The 20,702-nt window shown below is 47.0% G+C and carries 17 protein-coding genes; 11 read left to right on the top strand and 6 right to left on the bottom strand.

The window, feature by feature from the left end; translation table 11 throughout:
• The first annotated feature begins 268 nt into the window (after nucleotides 1-268).
• The 3 genes from H8S84_RS13870 (at nucleotide 269) to H8S84_RS13860 (ending at nucleotide 3,999) form a co-directional block, all read left to right on the top strand.
• A complete protein-coding gene (locus H8S84_RS13870) occupies nucleotides 269-1,507 on the top strand; it encodes an OmpP1/FadL family transporter (protein WP_187067961.1) in 1,239 nt (412 codons plus the stop codon).
• A gap of 15 nt (nucleotides 1,508-1,522) precedes the next feature.
• On the top strand, nucleotides 1,523-2,968 hold the full coding sequence (locus tag H8S84_RS13865) for an SGNH/GDSL hydrolase family protein (RefSeq protein ID WP_187067960.1): 1,446 nt from the start codon (nucleotides 1,523-1,525) through the stop codon (nucleotides 2,966-2,968).
• 170 nt (nucleotides 2,969-3,138) lie between these two features.
• Entirely contained in the window at nucleotides 3,139-3,999 is an 861-nt protein-coding gene (locus H8S84_RS13860) for a hypothetical protein (protein WP_187067959.1), read from the top strand.
• Between the two features lie 100 nt (nucleotides 4,000-4,099).
• Here H8S84_RS13860 and polA read toward each other — a convergent pair whose 3' ends face one another.
• Nucleotides 4,100-6,949, bottom strand: a complete 2,850-nt coding sequence (polA, locus tag H8S84_RS13855; protein WP_187067958.1) for a DNA polymerase I — start codon at nucleotides 6,947-6,949, stop codon at nucleotides 4,100-4,102.
• A 298-nt stretch (nucleotides 6,950-7,247) separates the two neighbouring features.
• Between polA and H8S84_RS13850 the strand changes: the two genes are divergently transcribed.
• The 3 genes from H8S84_RS13850 to H8S84_RS13840 all read left to right on the top strand — a co-directional run bounded on the left by H8S84_RS13850 (nucleotide 7,248) and on the right by H8S84_RS13840 (nucleotide 9,452).
• Nucleotides 7,248-7,604 (top strand): hypothetical protein, encoded by a 357-nt coding sequence (locus H8S84_RS13850; protein ID WP_187067957.1) that lies wholly within the window; start codon nucleotides 7,248-7,250, stop codon nucleotides 7,602-7,604.
• Between the two features lie 41 nt (nucleotides 7,605-7,645).
• The gene (locus H8S84_RS13845) at nucleotides 7,646-7,861 is read left to right on the top strand and encodes a hypothetical protein (RefSeq protein WP_187067956.1); all 216 of its coding nucleotides are present in this window, start codon (nucleotides 7,646-7,648) and stop codon (nucleotides 7,859-7,861) included.
• A gap of 226 nt (nucleotides 7,862-8,087) precedes the next feature.
• Nucleotides 8,088-9,452, top strand: a complete 1,365-nt coding sequence (locus H8S84_RS13840) for a sigma-54-dependent transcriptional regulator (RefSeq protein WP_187067955.1) — start codon at nucleotides 8,088-8,090, stop codon at nucleotides 9,450-9,452.
• Here the strand turns inward: H8S84_RS13840 and H8S84_RS13835 are convergent.
• The gene (locus H8S84_RS13835; RefSeq protein ID WP_187067954.1) at nucleotides 9,449-12,067 is read right to left on the bottom strand and encodes an ATP-binding protein; all 2,619 of its coding nucleotides are present in this window, start codon (nucleotides 12,065-12,067) and stop codon (nucleotides 9,449-9,451) included. The two genes, H8S84_RS13840 and H8S84_RS13835, sit on opposite strands and share 4 nt — an antisense overlap.
• A 246-nt stretch (nucleotides 12,068-12,313) precedes the next feature.
• Here H8S84_RS13835 and H8S84_RS13830 point away from each other — a divergent pair, with 246 nt between their 5' ends.
• Complete coding sequence (locus H8S84_RS13830; protein ID WP_187067953.1) at nucleotides 12,314-12,919, top strand: hypothetical protein; 606 nt, start codon at nucleotides 12,314-12,316, stop codon at nucleotides 12,917-12,919.
• A 104-nt stretch (nucleotides 12,920-13,023) separates the two neighbouring features.
• Here the strand turns inward: H8S84_RS13830 and H8S84_RS13825 are convergent, their stop codons facing one another.
• The 3 genes from H8S84_RS13825 to H8S84_RS13815 all read right to left on the bottom strand — a co-directional run bounded on the left by H8S84_RS13825 (nucleotide 13,024) and on the right by H8S84_RS13815 (nucleotide 14,910).
• Entirely contained in the window at nucleotides 13,024-13,797 is a 774-nt protein-coding gene (locus H8S84_RS13825) for a TPM domain-containing protein (protein ID WP_187067952.1), read from the bottom strand.
• 6 nt (nucleotides 13,798-13,803) lie between these two features.
• A complete protein-coding gene (locus H8S84_RS13820) occupies nucleotides 13,804-14,241 on the bottom strand; it encodes a TPM domain-containing protein (RefSeq protein WP_187067951.1) in 438 nt (145 codons plus the stop codon).
• A 90-nt stretch (nucleotides 14,242-14,331) separates the two neighbouring features.
• A complete protein-coding gene (locus H8S84_RS13815; RefSeq protein ID WP_187067950.1) occupies nucleotides 14,332-14,910 on the bottom strand; it encodes a LemA family protein in 579 nt (192 codons plus the stop codon).
• 246 nt (nucleotides 14,911-15,156) lie between these two features.
• On the opposite strand from H8S84_RS13815, the gene H8S84_RS13810 reads away from it, so the two are divergent.
• Nucleotides 15,157-16,158 (top strand): sugar phosphate nucleotidyltransferase, encoded by a 1,002-nt coding sequence (locus H8S84_RS13810; RefSeq protein ID WP_187067949.1) that lies wholly within the window; start codon nucleotides 15,157-15,159, stop codon nucleotides 16,156-16,158.
• 11 nt (nucleotides 16,159-16,169) lie between these two features.
• Here the strand turns inward: H8S84_RS13810 and H8S84_RS13805 are convergent, their stop codons facing one another.
• Nucleotides 16,170-16,826 (bottom strand): 2OG-Fe(II) oxygenase, encoded by a 657-nt coding sequence (locus tag H8S84_RS13805; RefSeq protein WP_187067948.1) that lies wholly within the window; start codon nucleotides 16,824-16,826, stop codon nucleotides 16,170-16,172.
• Nucleotides 16,827-17,067: 241 nt separating this feature from the next.
• Here H8S84_RS13805 and H8S84_RS13800 point away from each other — a divergent pair, with 241 nt between their 5' ends.
• The 3 genes from H8S84_RS13800 to H8S84_RS13790 all read left to right on the top strand — a co-directional run bounded on the left by H8S84_RS13800 (nucleotide 17,068) and on the right by H8S84_RS13790 (nucleotide 20,646).
• Nucleotides 17,068-19,257 (top strand): prolyl oligopeptidase family serine peptidase, encoded by a 2,190-nt coding sequence (locus H8S84_RS13800; protein ID WP_187067947.1) that lies wholly within the window; start codon nucleotides 17,068-17,070, stop codon nucleotides 19,255-19,257.
• A gap of 123 nt (nucleotides 19,258-19,380) precedes the next feature.
• A complete protein-coding gene (locus H8S84_RS13795; protein WP_187067946.1) occupies nucleotides 19,381-20,130 on the top strand; it encodes an acyl-[acyl-carrier-protein] thioesterase in 750 nt (249 codons plus the stop codon).
• A 48-nt stretch (nucleotides 20,131-20,178) separates the two neighbouring features.
• A complete protein-coding gene (locus H8S84_RS13790; protein ID WP_187067945.1) occupies nucleotides 20,179-20,646 on the top strand; it encodes a GNAT family N-acetyltransferase in 468 nt (155 codons plus the stop codon).
• Nucleotides 20,647-20,702 lie beyond the last annotated feature (56 nt).

Below are 20,702 nucleotides of genomic sequence, written 5' to 3'. Positions count from 1 at the left end.
AACGTATGGCAAAGCATTTAGGTGGTAGTGCAGTGCAAAAAGTTTGCAGAGCAAAACATATTCTTGGCAAGTTATAATAGCGGTGCTATAAAGAAGAAAAGTGTGCGGCAAACTATGTTATGGGTATATGCTTAGTGTAAGATTGCACCACATTTTTTTTCGACTCATTCTAAAAAATATTTGAAAAAAGAGATAAGCACGTTCTGCAGCGTGCAAAAATTCTATATATTTGTTTTAGACGTACTATCACCCTACAACATTAATCTTTATGAAAAGTAAATTACTAGCCTTTTTGGGAAGTGCACTGCTTTCGGGCACAGCCATGGCCGGAGGGTATCAGGTAAACCTGGCTAGCCAGCGCCAGATTGGCATGGGCCATACAGGTACCGGTATCCAAACTGGTACTTCCAGTATCTTTTTTAACCCAGGCGCTTTAAGTTATATCCGCGAAAATGGAGTAACCATTGGAGCGAGTGCCATTAGCTCCCACATCGCATACCGTGGTATAGAGCCTACCAGCGTGTCGGCAGAAGCGGATAATGATTTCGGAACACCGTTTCAGGTATATGCTGCATACAAAGTAGATGATATGCTAACAGTTGGTTTGGGTATTTATACTCCTTTCGGCAGCGGCGTAAAGTGGGGTGACCAGTGGAGCGGACGCTTTGCCTTGAACCAGATTGATTTACAGGCTATCTTCTTTCAGCCAACTGTAAGCTATAAAATAGGTGATAAACTTGGCCTAGGCGTAGGCTTTGTAGTGGCTACAGGTGCCGTTAACTTGCAGCGCGCAGTGCCTGTTCAGAACCAGGATGGAACAGAAGGCAGCATAGAACTGGACGGCAGTGCCAAAACAGGCTTCGGTGTGAATGTTGGTGCATTTTTCCAAGCTACAGAAAAGCTTTCGATCGGTATAGATTACCGTTCTAAAATCGATCTGGAGGTAGAAGAAGGCGATGTGATATTCTCTAACATACCTGCTGCTGCACGTGGTAGCTTCCCGGATGGTGCACAGTTTTCTGCCCAGTTGCCTTTGCCAGCTACGTTAACACTTGGGGTTGGATATCAGGTAAACGACCAATTAACATTGGCTGCTGATGTTAGCCATGTAGGCTGGAGCGAATATGAGTCACTGCGTTTTAACTTTGACAAACCAGTTGCAGGTTCTAACTTCTCTGAAAGTGCCAGAAACTACGAAGATGCTTTTATCTACCGTATTGGCGCTGAGTATCAGCTAAACGAAAAGCTGGCATTACGTGGCGGTGCTTATTACGACCAGACTCCTGTACAGGATGGTTACCTGACTCCTGAGACACCAGATGCTGACTCTCGTGGTCTTTCTGCCGGTATTGGATATGCCATTACTGAAAGCTTTGGCGTGGATGCCTCTTTCCTTTACATCAACAAGAAAAAGAGAACAGACTCAGCGGAGGCTTCCAGAAGTATAGCAGGTACTTATAAAGCTACTGCTTATATTCCGGGTATAGCGCTGAATTACAAATTTTAATTTCCAGAAATAGTCATGAAAAAGTTTTTTTATAAATCGAGTGTACTGGCTCTAGCGGCCGGTGTACTTTTAACAAGCTGCGACCCGGAGATCGACTCACCAGATCCGTCTTCAGGTACTGCTGATTTCTCTTCTTACCTTGCGGTAGGCAACTCTTTAAGTGCAGGTTACGCTGATGGTGGTTTATACCGTGAAGGACAGCTGAGTTCAGTGCCTGCTATACTTGCTGACCAGTTTGAAGAAGTAGGTGGCGGAGAGTTTGTTCAGCCATTGTTCTCAGAGGCGCAGGCAAACGGAACCGGGTATTTAAGACTTGTTGGTTTTACTCCTCAGGGGGCACCTATAACTCAACCAGTTACCACTAACTTAGCCATCAGAGGGCTTACATCTAGAAATACGCCTCTTTATACTAAGTTTACTGGTAACATCAATAACCTGGCTATACCAGGTATAAGAGTAGCTGACATTAATACAGGAGGTTATAGTAGCGCGCAAGGTAACCCGTATTTTGAGCGACTGACAGACAATGCTACGCAGACCTATCTGCAGTATGTGCAGGCGCAAGCGCAAGCTGCAAACCATACTTTCTTTAGCTTATGGATGGCAGAGAACGATGTGCTGTCATATGCTACTTCAGGTGGTGCTTTTTCGGGTGGTATGCTAAACTCGCCTGCACAGATAATTACTCCTGTGAATACTTTTAGCCAAAACTATACTGAACTGGTAAATGCGCTAACAGCTGGCGGTAAAGAAGGTGTTCTGGTTACCATTCCTGATGTTACAGCGATACCATTCTTTACTACAGTAGGAAACTCAGTGAAGCAGTTGCTTGCAGCCAACAAAATACCTGCTGTAGTTGCTCTTACTGGTTCAGGTAGCTCACGAATAGTAATCACTCCGGCTCAGATCGATGCTGCCGAAGGTGGCGTATTCTTTCCGCTTACAGCCTCTGCATATGCTCCACTTTTTGGTACGCGTACTGGCAGGTACTGGAGGTTGCTTGCACGCCAGGTAAGTTCAAGCCAAGATCCTGTAACAGTGAATGCCACACTAGCTGGTATTCTTGCAAATTACCAGATTGACACAACGCAGTTGTTTGGCCTTTCAGCGGGTAATCCGCTTCCAAGTGCCTTGGTTCTTGATGCTGCAGAGCAGAAAAATATAAAGGATGCAACTACTGCGTTCAATGATATCATCAAAGCACAGGCTGCTGCAAAAGGGTTAGCTCTTTGGGATGCTTACAGCTACTTTAACAGCATAAAAACTGGTTTTGTTAAGAACGGGGTGGCTTACTCTCCTTCATTCATCACCGGCAATCTGTTCTCGCTGGACGGTGTACACTTAACACCTAGAGGCAATGCAATAGCTGCGAATGAAATCATAAATGCTATCAACGCAAAGTATGGTTCTAATGTGCCTCAGGTTGACGAGACACAGTTCAGAGCAGTACTGCTACCATAATTGAAATTTAAAGTTTAAAGCATAGAAAAAGCACCTCACTTTGAGGTGCTTTTTCTATTTGCTACAGCCTGTGTTTACATTATTTTACTAAAAAATTGTGGAGCAAGAAGGTTTTGTGAAATAGGTATCATAGTTTTGCCTTTTAAATACACTACCGAACCTACACAACTATGAAAAAAGAAAACTTTGCTCTTGATGAGAGCACAGGCAGGGGCATTATGTCTCTTTTATCGGCCATTGTAATTGCAATTGTTTGCATCGGCCTTTTTTCCTTCACCGCACGCAGCGCCTCCGAGGCTGTGTTCCAACGCCTGGGCATGAGCCAATCAGAGGCCGACCAGAACATCTCCCAATCTATATTACAAGGTTACCTGTCGCATGCAGGAGCCAGAAATCTGAAAAGTATAGCCATTGGCGACCGGGCAGCTGCTGTAAAAGACCTGATGCTGTATGCTAAGCAATATACCAAGAGTGATGCTTTCCAGAAACAGTATGAGGCACTTAGGACACAGCAAAGACCACAAGCTCCAGCAGCTGCAGAATCAGAAGAAGACATTCGATCTAAAATGGTGTCCGACCTGAAGAAGAGCATCAAAAGCACAGAAGAGTCGATGGCTAAGATGAACGATGAGACGAAGAAAATGATGGCCGAGTCGTTGGCGATGCTGAAGGCGCAGCTAAAGGAGTATGAAAACCCTAACAGCGAAATGGTGAAGATGTTGGCAGCCGGCTCTGCACAAACAAACGCTTATGAGCAGGAGGCTTACAAGGAAAAGCTAGTAAAATGGCAAAAGCAGTACCCGGCAGATGCCCAGGCATTTGTTAAGGTGCGCCTGCAGCAGTTCCTGAACGAAACCAAAGACATCGATTTTAACGCTGCGTTAAAAGACAGTGGCCGAGGTAAAATGAAGTTTGTAAACCCTGCATTTGAGGCAAAGTCCAGCGATTGGAAGAAAGCTTTTAGAGCAGGAAAGGACGCCACCACCACCGCACGACAAATAGCACAACAGTGGCTACAAGAGCCAGCATAGTATAAGTATAAAGTATAAAACAGCAGCGGCGCTCCTATTATAAAGTGCCGCTGCTGTTTCTGTATATTACGTACTTAGAGTCTCATGTAAGTCCTGGTTTTTAGTGTGCTTCCAACCAATTTTCACCAACTCCTAAACCAACCTCCATCGGTACGCTTAGCTGCAGGGCATTGGTCATCAGCTCCACAATTTTTGGCGTTACAATCTCCACCTCTTCCTTCGGCGCATCAAAAAGCAATTCGTCGTGCACCTGTAAGATCATCCGTGTTTTGAGGTTCTCCTGCTTCAGGTAATCATGAATATTGATCATGGCTATCTTTATGATATCGGCAGCAGTGCCCTGAATTGGTGCGTTAATGGCGTTGCGTTCGGCAAAGGCACGAATGGTAGCGTTGCGGGAGTTAATATCGCGGAGGTAGCGGCGTCGGCCAAGTATAGTTTCAGCGTACTCTAAGTCACGGGCCTTTTCGATGGCGCTGTCCATGTACTCTTTTATTGCTGGGAACTCCTGAAAGTATGCTTCTATAATATCGGCTGCCTCGCGACGCGGTATACCTAGGCGCTCTGCCAAACCAAAGGCTGAAATGCCGTAAATGATACCGAAGTTTACCATCTTGGCTTTGCGGCGCATCTCGCCGTCTACCTGCTCCAGCGGCACATGAAATACTTTGCTTGCTGTTGATGCGTGGATATCCTGTCCCTTTCTAAATGCCTCACGCATGGTTGGGTCAGCACTAAAATCAGCCATAATACGTAGCTCAATCTGCGAGTAGTCGGCAGAGATGATCAGGTGCTTGTTATTGCGCGGAACAAAAGCCTTTCTTATCTCACGGCCACGCTCTGTTCTTATAGGTATGTTCTGCAGGTTAGGGTTGGTAGAACTAAGGCGGCCTGTTGCAGTTACAGCCTGGTTAAAGGAAGTATGAACACGGCCATCAAGTTCGCAAACCAGCTGCGGCAGTGCATCCACGTATGTAGACTTAAGCTTGGTAAGCTGGCGATGGTCAAGTATAAGCCTTACGATCTCGTGCTCTCCGGCCATTTTGGTAAGTATCTCCTCGCCGGTGGCATACTGGCCTGTTTTGGTTTTTTTGATCTTGCTTTTGCCGTGCAGTTCGAGCTTATCAAATAGAATCTCGCCGAGCTGCTTCGGAGAGCCAATATTAAACTGCTCGCCGGCTATCTCGAAAATGCGTTTCTCTATGTTGATGATCTCTGACTCCAGTTGCTGCGAAATATCAGCCAGCGCATCAGAATCTATACTTATACCTTCCTTCTCAATATCAGCCAGCACCTGTACCAGTGGATTCTCGATGTCGTTGAACAGCTTCATCAGGCCCTGCTCCTTTAGCAGCGGCTCAAAGTATAACTTTAGCTGCAGCGTAACGTCGGCATCTTCACAGGCATAGTCTTTCACCTCTTCTGGCTCAAGATCTGCCATGTTCTTCTGCCCTTTGCCTTTTGGCCCGATAAGGTCTGTAATAGGAATAGGGCTGTAGTTGAGGTACGTTTCGGATAGCACATCCATATTGTGGCGCATTTCCGGCTCCAGCAGGTAGTGCGCAATCATGGTATCGAATATGGGGCCCTGCACCGCTACCTTGTAATTCTTCATCACCAGAATATCATACTTAATGTTCTGGCCGATTTTAGAGATGTTCTTATTCTCCAGCACATCCCTGAACTCATCTACAATACGCTGCGCTTCTTCCAGGTTGTTGTGAGGCACAGGTACATAGTATGCTTCGCCGGGGCGGTAACAGAACGACATGCCTACCAAGGCTGCCGTGATAGGGTCTATTCCTGTGGTTTCGGTATCAAAGGAGATCTCGTCCTGCTTTAGAAGGAAGTTGATCAGGCTCTGGCGAAGGTCGGGTGTATTAATGAGGTGATAATCCTGTGAGGTAGTTTTAAAGCTCCGCATAAGGGCAGGCACAGCATCTTCGGTTGCGGCCTCTTCAGCAACAGCTGTGGCAGGAGCATCAAAAAGAGACGTTTGTGTCGATGCAGCAGCTCTGCCTTTGCGTGCAGCAGGTTTTGCCGCTGCAGCAGTAGTGGCAGATGCCAGGGTCTGTCCTAAAACACGCTGCGAAAGCTGCCTGAACTCCAGCTCTGCAAACAGCTCTGTCACCTGCTCCTCATTTGGCCCGTCGTAATGCAAAGCATCAGCACTAAAAGCAATTGGTACATCGCGGTGTATCGTAGCCAACTCCTTCGACATCATGCCCTGGTCGGCAAAGTTCTCGACGTTCTCTTTTTGCTTGCCCTTTAGCTGATCGGAATTGGCTATAAGATTTTCTACAGATCCAAAACGCTGGATAAGTGACTTCGCCGTTTTCTCGCCTATGCCCGGTATGCCTGGTATGTTGTCCACGGCATCGCCCTGCAGGCCAAGTATATCTATTACCTGCTCTACACGTTCAATTTCCCATTTATTCAGTACCTTCTGCACATCCCATACTTCTATGGCATTGCCCATAAAGGCTGGCTTGTATAAAAAGATATGGTCTGTTACCAACTGGCAGTAGTCCTTGTCCGGCGTCATCATGTATACATCAAAGCCCTCTTTCTCTGCTTTGCAGGCCAGGGTGCCAATAATGTCGTCGGCCTCAAAGCCATCCATGATCAGTACCGGAATGTTAAAGGCCTCTACAATTTTCTTGCAGTAAGGTATGGCAATGGAGATATCCTCTGGCTGTGCCTGTCGGTTTGCTTTGTAGTCGGCAAAGTTATCGTGGCGGAAGGTTTTAGCCGCGGAGTCGAAGGCTACACCAATGTGCGTGGGCTTCTCTTTCTGGAGTACTTCTACCAGCGTGTTGGTAAAACCCAGGGCAGCCCCTGTGTTCATGCCTTTGGAGTTGATGCGTGGGTTCTTGCTAAAAGCAAAGTGTGCGCGGTATATCAATGCCAGGGCATCTAGCAGAAACAGTTTCTTTCGTGGTTCACTCATGGGGCTAATTTAGTCAATTTTGGGCAGTGTTTTACTTAATGGCAGCAGCAGTTTATGCTTTGCTTTGATAAGTATAAAACGATGGTTTTGTTTCCTCAGCTTCTAAGCAATACCGCACAACATGGGGTCAAATGCCACAAAGTGTGGAATTTTTCTACACTTTTAAATAAAGGCAAATTGGGGAATTAGAAGATGTTTGTGTTGTAATTATCTTATTTAAAGGAAGTTAAAAACGCCGAACTTTTTTGGCATGATTATGCTTAAGTAGGAATTAGATTTTAGTACAAATACAGATTCCATGAACAAACTGTTTGCCCTTGCTATCGTGTTGGTTGCTGCCGGATTATTAACCAGTGTAAAAGCACAGGCTCCGTATGCAGCGTCTTCGCAGTTGCCTGAAAGCGCCATGCAGGGTTTGCCACAGGATTTGGGCAAAGAGCAGATAGAAACCGATGAGTTGCCAAAGGCTGTGAAGCAGGCACTTAAGCGGGAGTCTTTAAAAGAATGGAATGTAAGTGAGGTGTATGTAGTTAAGGCTACCGTACAGCAGGCAGATCCAAAGCCGGTGTACGAAATATACCTGACAAACGCAGAACAGAAAAAAACGGTGGCACGCTTTTACAAAAACGGAAAGACTGTCTCCGGTAAGAAATAGTATCTCAACTTAAGCATTTAAAACGCATTAACTGACTGATTATGATCAAGACTAGTGTTTTAGCTGCTGCAGCTGCACTAAACGGACCAAGCATTAACTTTGCTACCCCGTTACAGCGCACAGCAAAGCCCAATGCTCCGCCAGGCAATAAAAGCAAGGTCGACTGTAGTAACAGAGACCTGAAAGCTGGCGAATTTCATGAAGTATTTCCAGCCCTGGGCATAGCTCATTTAGCGCAAAACCGTTGCGTCAGGTGAAAATAAGTTCAGGCTGTTAAATAAGCCAGTTAGTGGCTAATGCCATTCATATATAAGTTATTAAGAGAAAGCTTCCGTTGGCGCGGGAGCTTTTTCTGTTTTAGGGCTGTGTCATCAAAATACAGTCCAGCGAAACCTTGCAGCGTGAATAACGAACAATATGTAGTTTTAGCCGTTATAGTTTAGCCCTGCCGCACTACGTGATGCAAAGTCAGCAAACAACCTTATGTCCAAAATTCTTCTGATTGATGATGATCCTGCATTTAGCCTGATGCTGAAAGCCTTTTTGCAAAGGAACGAGTATGAGGTAGAGACAGCCTTCACTGCCAATGATGGACTGCGCCTGACCAAATCATACAGCCCCGACCTTATACTTACCGATTTCAGGTTGCCGGACAAAACAGGCTTAGAGCTGCTGATGCAGATTAAAGCCGTTGCGCCGGACATGCCGGTTATACTTATGACCACCTATGCAGATATACAAACTGCCGTAAGAGCCATAAAGCTGGGTGCACTGGAGTACCTTACCAAACCCATCAACCCCGACGAAACACTGCTGCTGGTGCGCAGCGCCCTTAAAAAGCAGGAAGAAGAGCAGCCTGAAGTACAGGCATCGGCTAACGCGGAGTATGTGCATGGGCAAAGCAAAGAGGCTGCGCAGATAGAAGAGTTTATACAACTGGTTGCTCCTACAAACCTTTCTGTGATCATTGAAGGCGAGAGTGGCACCGGCAAAGAGTACGTAGCGCGTACTATACACGAGAACAGTAAACGCAGCAACAGGCCATTTGCCGCCATAGACTGTGGAGCTTTATCGAAAGAGCTGGCAGGCAGCGAACTGTTCGGTTATGTAAAAGGCGCTTTTACTGGAGCTGTAACAGATAAGAAAGGCCAGTTTGAGGCTGCAGACGGCGGTACGCTGTTTCTGGATGAGATTGGGAATTTGCCTTACGAGGTGCAGGTAAAACTGCTGCGTGCCCTACAGGAGCGCAAGATCCGGAAAATAGGCAGCACCACTGACCAGGACGTGGATGTTCGCGTTATTGCTGCTACCAACGAAGACTTGGCGCAGGCCATCAACAATGGCATGTTCCGGGAAGATCTTTACCACCGCCTGAATGAGTTTAAAATCAACATTCCACCTTTGCGCGACCGCAACGGCGATGTGCTGCTCTTTGCACGGCACTTTTTACAGCAGGCCAACCGGGAGCTGGAGAAAGACATTGCAGGATTTGACCCTGCTGCCGAAGAGATAATGTTAAACTACAAATGGCCCGGTAACCTGCGCGAGCTTAAAAACGTGGTAAAGCGTGGCGTGCTGCTCACAAAAGGCTCCATCATCACACCGCAGGTGCTGCCGCCGGAGGTGGTAAACTATAAGCCAAAGCCAGAATTCGCTGCTGCAAGTATAAGCGCAGTGGCAGGCCACCCGGAAACAGATCTCAAAAGTATAAACGAACGAAACGAGCGGGAGCTGATCGTAACTACACTGGAGAAGGTGAGATACAACAAATCAAAGGCTGCACGCTTACTCAACATCGACAGGAAGACGCTTTACAACAAGCTGAAGCAGTACAATATCGAGGACTAATGGCTGGTTGCCGGCTGTTCAGCTGCCTGCTTTATACTTGTAAGTTCCTCTTGCAGCGCCTTTAGCACTTCCACTGCGCTTGCTTCTGCTTTTGCTACTACCCCAGGAAGAATAGTCTTGTCAATATCCGGTGTGTGCAGCACATCTTCCAACACTGCCAGGTGAGGTACTACCGTGTCGGCTTTTAATTGCCTGAAGCCGGTGATCATTTTATGCGCTACAGCGGCGGCTTTATCCCACTCCATTGCACTGGCATGTGCTTTTAGCTGCTCCAGGCTTTGTTCGTGCTCCGAAACCAGCAGTTCCAGCACCATGATCAGCATGTGCGTGTCGTCTCCGGTAAAGATTCTTATTTCTTCCAGGTTGTAAAGCTGAGTTGGTGGAGTGTTGCTATACTTTGCGGCTGGTTTTATACTTTGTTCAGGGGCTGGTGCTGCAGGCGCTATCGGCAATACGGTTGCCAGCAACTGGTGCAGCTCTTCCTCCTTATAAGGTTTAAGCAAATGGCCTGTTATGGCAGATCCTTTAAAAAAGTCAGCGTCGTTGCTTAGTATGTTAGCCGACAAAGCTAAGATTGGCACCTGCTTGTCGTGCTTCCGGATGGCCCTGGATACTGTTTTGCCGCTTACACCTGGCAGTTGTAAATCTGTCAGCACTACATCAAACTTTTGCTTTTTTACCAGCTCAAGCGCTTCGTGCCCATCGTTCGCCAAGCTTACCTGCATACCCCATTTGCCAAGTATAAGCTCAGCCAGTGTGCGGCTGTAGGCATCATCGTCAATCACCAGGGCGCTATACCCTTTAAAAGAACTAGGGGCAAGTATAGGTTTAGAGGGCGCGCTTATATTTTGTCTAGCTACTTGCAGTGGCAGTACGATCGTAAACTGGGTACCTTTTCCGGCTTCGCTGTCTACGGATAAGGTGCCGCCCTGCATCTCTACTAGTTTTTTGCTGATAGAAAGGCCTAAGCCTGTGCCGCCATACTTGCGAAGTATAGAATCATCAGCCTGGCTAAACTCTTCGAACACGTGCTGCAACCGGTCCTTGGGAATACCGATACCTGTGTCAGTTACCTCAATACAGGCAGTAACGCGGTTTCGGCGTATGCTTTTGAGCGACATAGCCACCTCAACATGGCCTTCATGAGTAAACTTAATGGCATTGTCTATCAGGTTAAACAGGATCTGCTTTATGCGCAGCACATCACCCTGCAGAGCGTCCGGCATCTTATCCGAAACTGAACAAACAAAGTTTATACCCTTGGCAGATGCCTTCAGAGTAAATGCCTGCTCCAGCTCTGTTACCAGCTGCTTTAAGCTGAAAGGTACCGGGCTTAAGTTTAGTTTACCAGCCTCGATCTTTGAGAGGTCGAGTACGTCGTTTACAATGTGCAGCAAATGCTGGCCTGCGCTGTTAATGGCCTGTACGTGCTCTTGTTGCTGCTCCTGTAAGCGGGCGTACTGCATTTGCTCGGTAAAGCCAAGTATGACGTTAAGCGGAGTCCGCATCTCATGGCTCATGTTGGCCACAAATGCCTCTTTTGCCCTTGCCAGCTGCACGGTTTGCTTTTGCGCTTTAATCAGGCTCGACTTATAGTTGTTGCTTCTGGTAATGTCGCGGAGGATAACAAGTATAAAGGCTACACCACTTACAAGCCCCAGAATACCCATCAGCAAAAGTATAGTAGAGGTTTTCTGCGCCTCCCGCTGGGCTCGTGCTGAGTTTTGCTGCGATTGTGCCTGCTCATGCTGCTGCAGGCTGTACATCATGGTTCGGATCTGGTCCATGATCTGCTTGTCCTGCTGCAGCAGTGCTAGCTCCTCGGCCAGAAGTATAGCTTCTTTCTCCTCCGACTCCCGCTTTACGTTTTTCAGGATTCTGCGCACTTTAGCGAGCTGGGCTACTGGGGCAACTACTTTGTTTGTGTCTACTTTTACTTCCTGGGTAACATTTATCTCGGGTATAATTACCTGAGGCGGCCTTGTAGCCTGTTGTGCGGGTTTGTCTTTTCGGGAGAAGAGCTTATTCAGGAATCCTTTTTTGCTGTCTGTGCTCTCCTGCTCGGGTGTATTCTCAGAATTATCCGGCTCTGTTGGCAGCCGGTCTGATATGGTGGTGGTCGTGTGCTGCTTAATGGTGGTAGACAAAGGCTTTGACTCAGCTGCTGAGGCGATCTGGCGAAGTGCCTTATCGGATGGGCTAAGGCTTTGCTGTTCTTTTTTAAGGGCCACATACCGCTGCATACTATTTTGCTTCTTTTTGAGTAGAACAGCAATAGAATCTATCTGGGCAACATCTGCTTTGTCACTCCTCATCATAGCACGCAGCGTGTCCAGCTGGTTCTCTATGGTGTCGAGGTGGCTTAAGTATGATTTAAAGTGCTGCTCCTGCGTAGTTAGCGTGTAGGCTCTTATCGAGCTTTCTGCCGCTGAGATGGTAGCCAGCGTATGGTGTAGGCTGGTAAGCTTATCGTTAGGCTGCGAAAGCTCATCTACAGAGTTTAGTAAGCGTGTAAAGCTGGTGTAGGTAAAGAAAACAGCTACAACGGCCATGCAAAGCGCCAGGCCGAAACCAATTACCACCTTTGCTTTTATACTATCCCCAAATAGTTTCATTTATACGCTTTTTGCCTGATTGTTTAATTCTTGCTAAAAGATAAAACCCTACAACGCCATTTAGGCTAAAATAATTACATAATTCTGAAAATCAACCTCAAAGCTTTAGTTCTGGCGCAAAATTATAATAAATCCATACAGGTTAGTAAAATTTGTATATCCATATATTTTCTAATTACGTTATATGGGGTATGTGCCGCCCGGTGCTGTTAAAGTGTAGTTTCTGCTTTTAAATTCTTTGTTGCTATGGTTGTTCGGGTTACTAGATTTCTGCTGCTGATGTTCCTTTTTATTGCTGCTAAGGCTAATTGCCAGGACATAATCATTAAGAAAAACGGTGAGCAGATTATAGGAAGAGTGGTTGCTTTAGGAGATGAAACCATACAGTACCGTTATTTCAGCGACTTGAACGGACCAGTGAAAACAATGCCACGAAGCGAGGTAGCACAAGTTAAACTGGTAGCCGATGTAGACCCGATTGCCTTAGCTGCACATACTTACACCGACGAGAAAACAAGTATAAACGAGCTGGCCCAACTGCGTTTGCAGGCTAAGCTAGACGCCAACAATTATTATAAAGCGAAGGGGGTATTCTGGACAACAATGGGCTCTACCATTATTCATCCGGCAGCCGGTTTGGCTACAGGTGCCGTAATCTCGGCTGTGCCACCTGCAATAGACACTGACTACAACCCTAACCGCCACCTGATGAAAGAGCCTGCCTATCGCGAAGCGTACCAAAAGCAGGCGCGCAAGCGAAAAATGGGCAACGCAGCAGCAGGATTTGGGGCAGGTGCAGCTGTTTTAAGCCTAATTTATATGGTGGTAGTGATTGGCGTTGTAGGTGGGTAATTCTATTAATTATTAGTTATAAAAGTAAGATAAGTTAAAGCCCTGCAAGTAGAAACTATACTTGCAGGGCTTTAGATACTTAAAGCGTTATAGTAAAGTGAGTTTTACCAACTGCTGCTGGCGCCACCGCCTCCAAAAGAGCCGCCTCCAAAACCACCGAAGCCGCCTCCGCCTCCTCCGCCTCCACCAAAGATGCCTCCGCCTGAACTGAATGTGCCAAAGCCACCGGGTATGATAACCGGACCGCCAAATGTTCTGGAGTAGCGTCTTCCGCCGCGGCCGCCTCTGCCTCCTCCCATCCGTGAGAAGATGATGAGCACGAGTATTACAATGATGATGATAAATATGATAGAAGGACCGCCCTCTTCTTCGCCTGCCATACTTGGGTCTCCTTGGTAGGCGCCGCTGGCTAGATCTATTATCAGACTGGTTGCTCTGTCGAGGCCTTCATAAAATCTGCCTTCGGCAAATGCCGGTTTTAAGGTGCGTTCGGTAATGCGTTTTGCAAGTGCATCGGGAACATATTCTTCCAAACCATAGCCGGTTTGTATGGTTACGGTGCGCTCTTCCTTCGCTACAAGTATAACCAGGCCATTGTCGTAGTTCCCGGTGCCTATACCCCAGCGTTCGCCAAGTTCAGCGGCATACTGGTTGGAGTCGTAACCTCCGATAGAGGTCATCAGCACCACGGCAATCTGGGTGGAAGTAGTGTCGCTGTAGTTTCTTAGCTTTTGCTCCAGCGCCTCTTCTTCCCCGGCAGACAGCATGTCAGCGTAGTCGTTTACGAGCCGGTTAGGTTTAGGCGGAAAGTCACTGTCCTGGCTAAAGGCAAGTGTGCTAAAAGTGCAGAAATACAGCAGTAAAAAGAGTTTTTTCATAATCTATCAGTCTCCGAACGATACATCGTCGCTCAGTTCGTTTACGTCGCCTTTGCGGTCGTAAGGAAAGTGTGACTTTAGTTGTTCGCCGGCCATAAGTATACCTTCGGCCAATCCCTCGGCATAGTGCTTCTGCTTAAAGTGTTTGATCACATGTTCTGTGATATCTTCCCAAAAATGATCCGGAACAATGGCATTTATACCTGCATCGCCCAATACAGCAAATTGGTGATCTTCCAGAGCAATGTAAAACAGCACACCATTGCGCTCCTTGGTCTGGTGCATGTGCAGTTCGGCAAACACTTCTGTAGCCCTGTCGAGTACATCTTTGTCGCAGTTGCTTTCTACGTGCACGCGTATCTCGCCAGACGTGTTTACCTCTGCTTCACGTATGGCTGCCATTATCTTCTCCTCGTCGGCTGGAGTTATAGTGTCTCGTGGCATAACTTGAATGGTTAAATTGTTGGACTGTTTAATTGCTGGTTACCTATAAGAGCAACACTTATGCAATTAAGCCATTAAAACAATTTATGTTTAAAACTCTACAGTAGGAGCCTGCTGTGCACCTGCATCTGCTTCAAAGTAGCCCTTCTTCTCAAAATCGAACATGCCGGCTACAATGTTTCTCGGGAAGGACCTAATGTAGGAGTTATAATCCTGTACAGTCTCGTTAAACTTTCGTCGTTCTACGGCAATGCGGTTCTCAGTTCCCTCCAGCTGTGCCTGTAACTCTAGGAAGTTTTGATTAGCTTTTAGCTCAGGGTATCTTTCCACGGAAACCAGCAGCCTGCTAAGTGCGCCGCTCAATTCGCCCTGCGCCTGCTGAAAGCGTTGAATGTTCTCCGGTGTCAGGTTATCTGGGCTGATATTTACGCTGGTAGCTTTCGCTCTGGCTTCTATAACTCGGGTCAAGGTTTCCTGCTCAAAGTTGGCAGCGCCTTTCACTGTGTTTACCAGGTTCGGTACCAAGTCGGCGCGGCGCTGGTAAGCATTTTGTACGTTAGCCCAAGCTGCCTCTACAGTTTCGTCTTTCTGTACCATAGTGTTGTACCCGCACGATGATTGCGAAGCCAGAATGACGAATCCGATAAAATAGAAGAATAGTTTTTTCATGGTTTGATGTAGTATTTGTGATGTTACTATACGTTATAGGAAAGCTTTGAAAGCAATATCAGTACGAATTTAATAAACCTGCGTTAGGAATAGCAGTTAATATGAAACAATTAACAGATTACTATGTTACGGCAGATGCTCCCTGGCGTTGTAAGTGCAATGGTAACAGTAATTTAATGTGCCGGAGAAGCGTGATAAAATTTAAAATACAGTAAAAAATAGATATATTGCAGTATAAAGTATAGTATGAAAGCAATTATACCTGTAGCAGGAGTAGGATCAAAGCTTAGGCCGCACACGCACACGCAGCCCAAGTCGCTGGTGCCTGTAGCAGACAATACTATACTTGGGCATATCATCGAGAAGATCCTGGAGGCTGGCATCACGGACTTTGTCTTCATCATCGGTTACCTTGGCGAAAAAGTGGAACGGTATGTGCGAGGCAAATATCCGCAGATAAACGCTGAGTTTGTAGTACAGGAGCCGCGCGAAGGCTTGGGGCATGCCCTCTGGATTGCCCGCCATACTTATGAAAACGATAGTAGCCTGCTGATTATGTTAGGTGACGCTATTGTGGATGTAGACCTAAAACCTATCATAGAAGCGCCCACCTCGGTGCTGGGTGTAAAGAAAGTAGCTAAGCCCTCTTTATTCGGAGTTACAGAAGTAGGCAACGACGAGTACATTGTAAAGGTGGTGGAGAAGCCGAAAGTCCCGAAGTCTAATTTTGCGCTGGTGGGGCTTTACAAGATCGTGAACCCGCGCAAGCTGGTAAAATCGTTGGAGCATATTATTACTGAAGATCAGCGCACACAAGGCGAATACCACTTAACCGATGCTCTAATGCACATGATCAAGCACGGCGAGAAAATAGTAACCTGGAGCGTAGACCACTGGTTTGACTGCGGAAAGAAAGATACGCTGCTGGCGGCTAATGCTACCTTGCTTAACAGGCAAAGCTTCCGTACCAACGACTACAGTGAGCAGTGCCCGGGCTGTATTATTATACCGCCGGTAAGTATAGGAGAAGATTGCGACATCACGAATTCAATCATTGGTCCCAACGTGGCTATCGGAGATAATACCACCATCACCAATTCTATACTTAGTAATTCTATTATCGGCTCATACTCAGAGCTGCGTTATGCTGTAATGCAGGATTCGATTATCGGTAGCGATGCCTCTTTCCGTGGGTTCAGTCATAGCCTTAACATCGGCGACAGTACCGAAATCAATTTTTCGCAGTAGCCTTTCGTCTCCTACAGAAACGTCAGTTCATTTAGCTGGTCCAGCATCCAGCCGGTGAGGCTGTAGCGGTGGCGGTTGGCAGCCAACACCTCATGCGGAATCAGATCAGCTCTAAAACAGGCCAGGCGGCCGGCAATTGGCAGAATATCTACTTCTTCCTCAGTTCCGTCTTCGTTGGGCAAGTATAAACGCAGGTTACCCCCATTCTCCGGTTTCCAGTCTTCGTTCAGGTAGCAGATAAAAGATAGACGGCGGTGGTCATTAGTCTGGAACTGGTCTAAGTGGCGCTGGTAAACAGTACCTGGCGGGTATACCGTAAAGTGAAATTCGAAGTCCTTTAAACCTAGGAAGCAGGTGCGATTGATGTAGCGCATTACCTCGTTCATGCGGTCCAGGAAAATTTGTGTAGGCGGCAATGCCTCCGAAGGCTCAATCCAACGGATAAAGTCACCGCGTACCTGCTTATCTACTGTAAACTGATCTGCTGTGCCAATGCCTGCTTTTTTAAACGTGCCCTGCTCCTGATGATGCTGCAACACCTCCAACAGGTTGTGCACCTCTTCCGGCTCTAAGAAGTTATCTACAATTGCGTAGCCCTTATCGGACAGCCTGTCGGCTATTTGTTCGAACTTCTGAAGCAGTTTATCGTCTTCTATTTCTTCTATCATAACGGTTTACACCTTAAGCGCCTCTAAGCAAGTATAAAAGCGCGCAAAACTAATGAGTATAAGCATCCGTTGTATACGCAGCATCGCCTGATTCTATACTTTGCAGTTTAATATTTTGATGCTTCAAGGTTAGAGGAGGTAGACGTTAGCATTAGAAGTATGATGCTGAAATTCCCTTAAAAATGCGTATCTTGGTTCATTGCACATCTAACCTATAAACAAAACAACAGGCAGAGTAATTATGAAAAAGACAACCGTAATTCTGCTGGCCGGCGGCCTGACAGCTGTTTCGGCCTGCAAATCAACACAAACTGATACAACAGCCACAGGCATGACAACAGAGACAACAGTAGCAACTGCTGTAGAAACAAAAAGTGACTTAGATTACCCTGATACCAAAAAGGTAGATCAGGTGGATAATTACTTCGGCACTCAGGTAGCCGACCCTTACCGCTGGCTCGAAACCCACAACGCAGAGGTAGACGAGTGGATAGAGGCGCAAAATAAAGTAACATTTAATTACCTGGATGATATTGACTTCAGGGATAACATAAAGCGCCGCCTGACTGAGATCTGGAACTATCCGAAGTATGGCGCTCCGTTTAAAGAAGGCGGTAAGTACTACTTCTTCAAAAATGATGGCCTACAGAACCAAAGCGTGCTGTATGTGCAAGAAACCCTTGAGGCGGAGCCGAAGGTGTTCTTCGACCCGAACAAACTGAGCAGCGACGGTACTGTAGCGCTTACTTCTTTGCAGTTTTCTAAAGACGGCAAGTATGTAGCCTACGGCACTTCCAGCGGCGGTTCTGATTGGAACACTTACCAGGTAATGGATGCCTCCACCGGAAAAATGCTGGACGATAAAATTGAATGGGTAAAATTCTCTAGCCCAAGCTGGTACAAAGATGGTTTTTACTACAGCCGCTACGATGCCCCAACTGAAGGTAACAAGCTGGCAAATAAAAACGAGTACCACAAAGTATACTATCACAAAATAGGCACGCCACAAAACCAGGATCAGCTGGTGTACGAAGACAAAACTAAGCCGCTGCGTAACTTCTATGGCCAAACCACAGATGATGAGCGTTACTTGATCCTGAACGTATCCGAAGGAGCCAGTGGAGCCAATGCTTTATATTATAAAGACCTGAAAGACCCTAAGTCTACGATTAAGCCGCTTATTGAGAACTTCGAGAACGAGTATAATGTGATCGATAGCTTCGGTGATAAGCTGCTGGTGATGACGAACAAGAACGCGCCGCGCTACCGCCTGGTGATGATCGATCCGAAAAAGCCGCAAGAAGCAAATTGGAAAGTGGTAGTGCCGGAGTCGCAGAATGTAATGCAGGGCGTATCGTCGGTGGGTGGCCGCATTATTGCCACTTATATGAAAGATGCTACCAGCCAGGTAGTGGTATACGACCAGACTGGTAAGCAGCTGAACAATGTGGAGCTTCCGACATTAGGCACTGTTAGTGGGTTTGGTGGCGATAAAGAGAACAAGGAGACATTCTTTACCTTCACATCGTTTACCTATCCGCCAACCATTTACCGCTACGATGTAGCCAACAACAAAGTAACCCAGTTCCGCAAGACAGAGGTTAAGGTAGACACCGATGCTTTTGAGACGAAGCAGGTATTTTATACTTCCAAGGACGGTACAAAGGTGCCGATGTTTATCGTGCACAAGAAAGGCCTGAAGTTGGATGGCACCAACCCGACTTACCTGTACGCCTACGGTGGCTTTAACATCTCACTTACGCCAAGCTTTAGCATCGCCAACATGCTGTGGCTGGAGAACGGTGGTGTATACGCCATGCCTAACCTGCGCGGCGGCGGCGAGTACGGCGAAGACTGGCACAAAGCCGGCATGACGCCAAACAAGCAAAATGTATTCGATGACTTTATTGCAGCTGCAGAGTACCTGATCGATCAGAAGTATACTTCATCAGATAAACTGGCTGTAGCCGGTGGCTCTAACGGTGGTTTGCTTGTAGGTGCCTTTATGACACAGAGACCTGATTTAGCCAAAGTAGCCATACCTGCTGTGGGTGTAATGGACATGCTGCGTTTCCATAAGTTTACTATTGGTTGGGCATGGGTGCCAGAGTATGGCTCTTCAGAAGATGAGGCACAGTTCAAGAACCTGTATACTTTCTCACCGCTGCACAACATCAAAGAAGGTGTTAAATACCCAGCAACGCTGGTTAAAACAGCCGACCATGATGACCGCGTAGTACCGGCGCACTCATTTAAGTTTATCTCTGAGCTGCAGGACAAAGGCGCTGAGGGTAATCCATACCTGATAAGAGTGGATGTTCGTGCTGGACATGGTGCCGGTAAGCCAACTTCGCTGCTTATACAGGAGTGGGCCGATACGTGGGCTTTTATTTACAAGAACATGGGTGTTAACCCTTATCCAAATCAGTAACAACAAGTATAAATCTGCCATTTATACTTCAGCCGCGCTGCCTGTTTAGGGAGCGCGGCTTTTTTGTTTTCGGCATGTTGTCTCGTTCTTCCGTAAATTCGCAACAGCAAAGTATAAACAGCTATGAAATCATATCCCGGCACAAGCCACTTCACCATCCGCTCAAACGAGATTGACTACCGAGGACAAGCTACTCTGCCGGCGCTTGTAAGCTATATGCAGGAGGCTGCCTGGGAAAACACCCGTGACTTAGGTATATCTATGTATGATTTGCTGGAACGCGGATTTACGTGGGTGCTGCAGCGGATGCGTGTGGAGATGTTCCGGTATCCGAAGCACGGCGAAAGTATAACCGTAGAAACATGGGCCTCTGGCAGAGAACGTGTATTCCTGCACCGCGATTTCAGAATTTATACTTCGGAAAAAGAGCTGCTAGGGCAGGCTACAAGCGTGTGGCTGGTAATGGATGTAGTAAAGCGCCAACTGGTGTCTGTTCCGGATTTTATAATGGAGGTGGAGGTAGTGCCGGGGCAGGAGCCGTTGCCCTTTGCCAAAGGCAAGCTGCCGCAGCTACAGGAGGCACAGTGCGCGCAGCAAATGCCCGTGCGCTGGCACGACATAGACCTGAACCGCCACGTTACCAATACCCGCTACCTACAATGGGCCTTAGACACACTGCCGCTGGAGGTGCTAGAGAAAAAACAACTGCAGGAGGTGGACATTATTTTCAAAGCCGAAAGTATACTTGGTGATACTGTTGTGTCAGAAGTTGGTAAGGGAGCTGAAGAAAGTATATTTTTGCACAAACTACTTAGCCAAAGCACCGACAAAGAACTGGTGCAGGCGAAGACAGTCTGGGATTTAAAAATTTAAAATGTAGAGGCGTAATATTTTGCGTCTTTGCTGGAACCACAATTACAAATGAACATACGCAAAGGAATAATTGACGACTTGCCTCAGGTACTGGGGTTGATACAGGAATTGGCAGAATATGAGCGTGCTCCGCTCGAGGTAACAAACACCCTACAGGATATGCAGTGCGATGGGTTTGGCGAGAACCCAATCTTTAAATTTTTTGTGGCTGAGGACGAAGGCGGTATTGTGGGCATCGCTCTATACTACACCGCCTACTCTACCTGGAAAGGCAAGACTATCTACTTGGAAGATTTAGTGGTGACTGAAAAGTTGCGCCGTGCAGGCATTGGCCGTAAATTGTTCGATGCAGTGGCAGAAGAGGCAAAAGCTTTAGGAGCCAAACGCTTTAGATGGCAGGTGCTGGAGTGGAACGAGCCGGCCATCGCCTTTTATAATAAGATAGGCGCAGAACTGGACGGAGAATGGATAAACTGCACCATGACAGAAGAGCAGATACAAAAGTATACTGCCTGATCCATTAACATGAAAAGCCGCACCCGAACAAGTAGAATTGTTCCGGGTGCGGCTTC

It is taken from the genome of Pontibacter cellulosilyticus, from assembly GCF_014306105.1.
GTDB classification, from domain to species: Bacteria; Bacteroidota; Bacteroidia; order Cytophagales; family Hymenobacteraceae; genus Pontibacter; species Pontibacter cellulosilyticus.
This window is presented reverse-complemented; position numbering and strand designations above follow the sequence as displayed.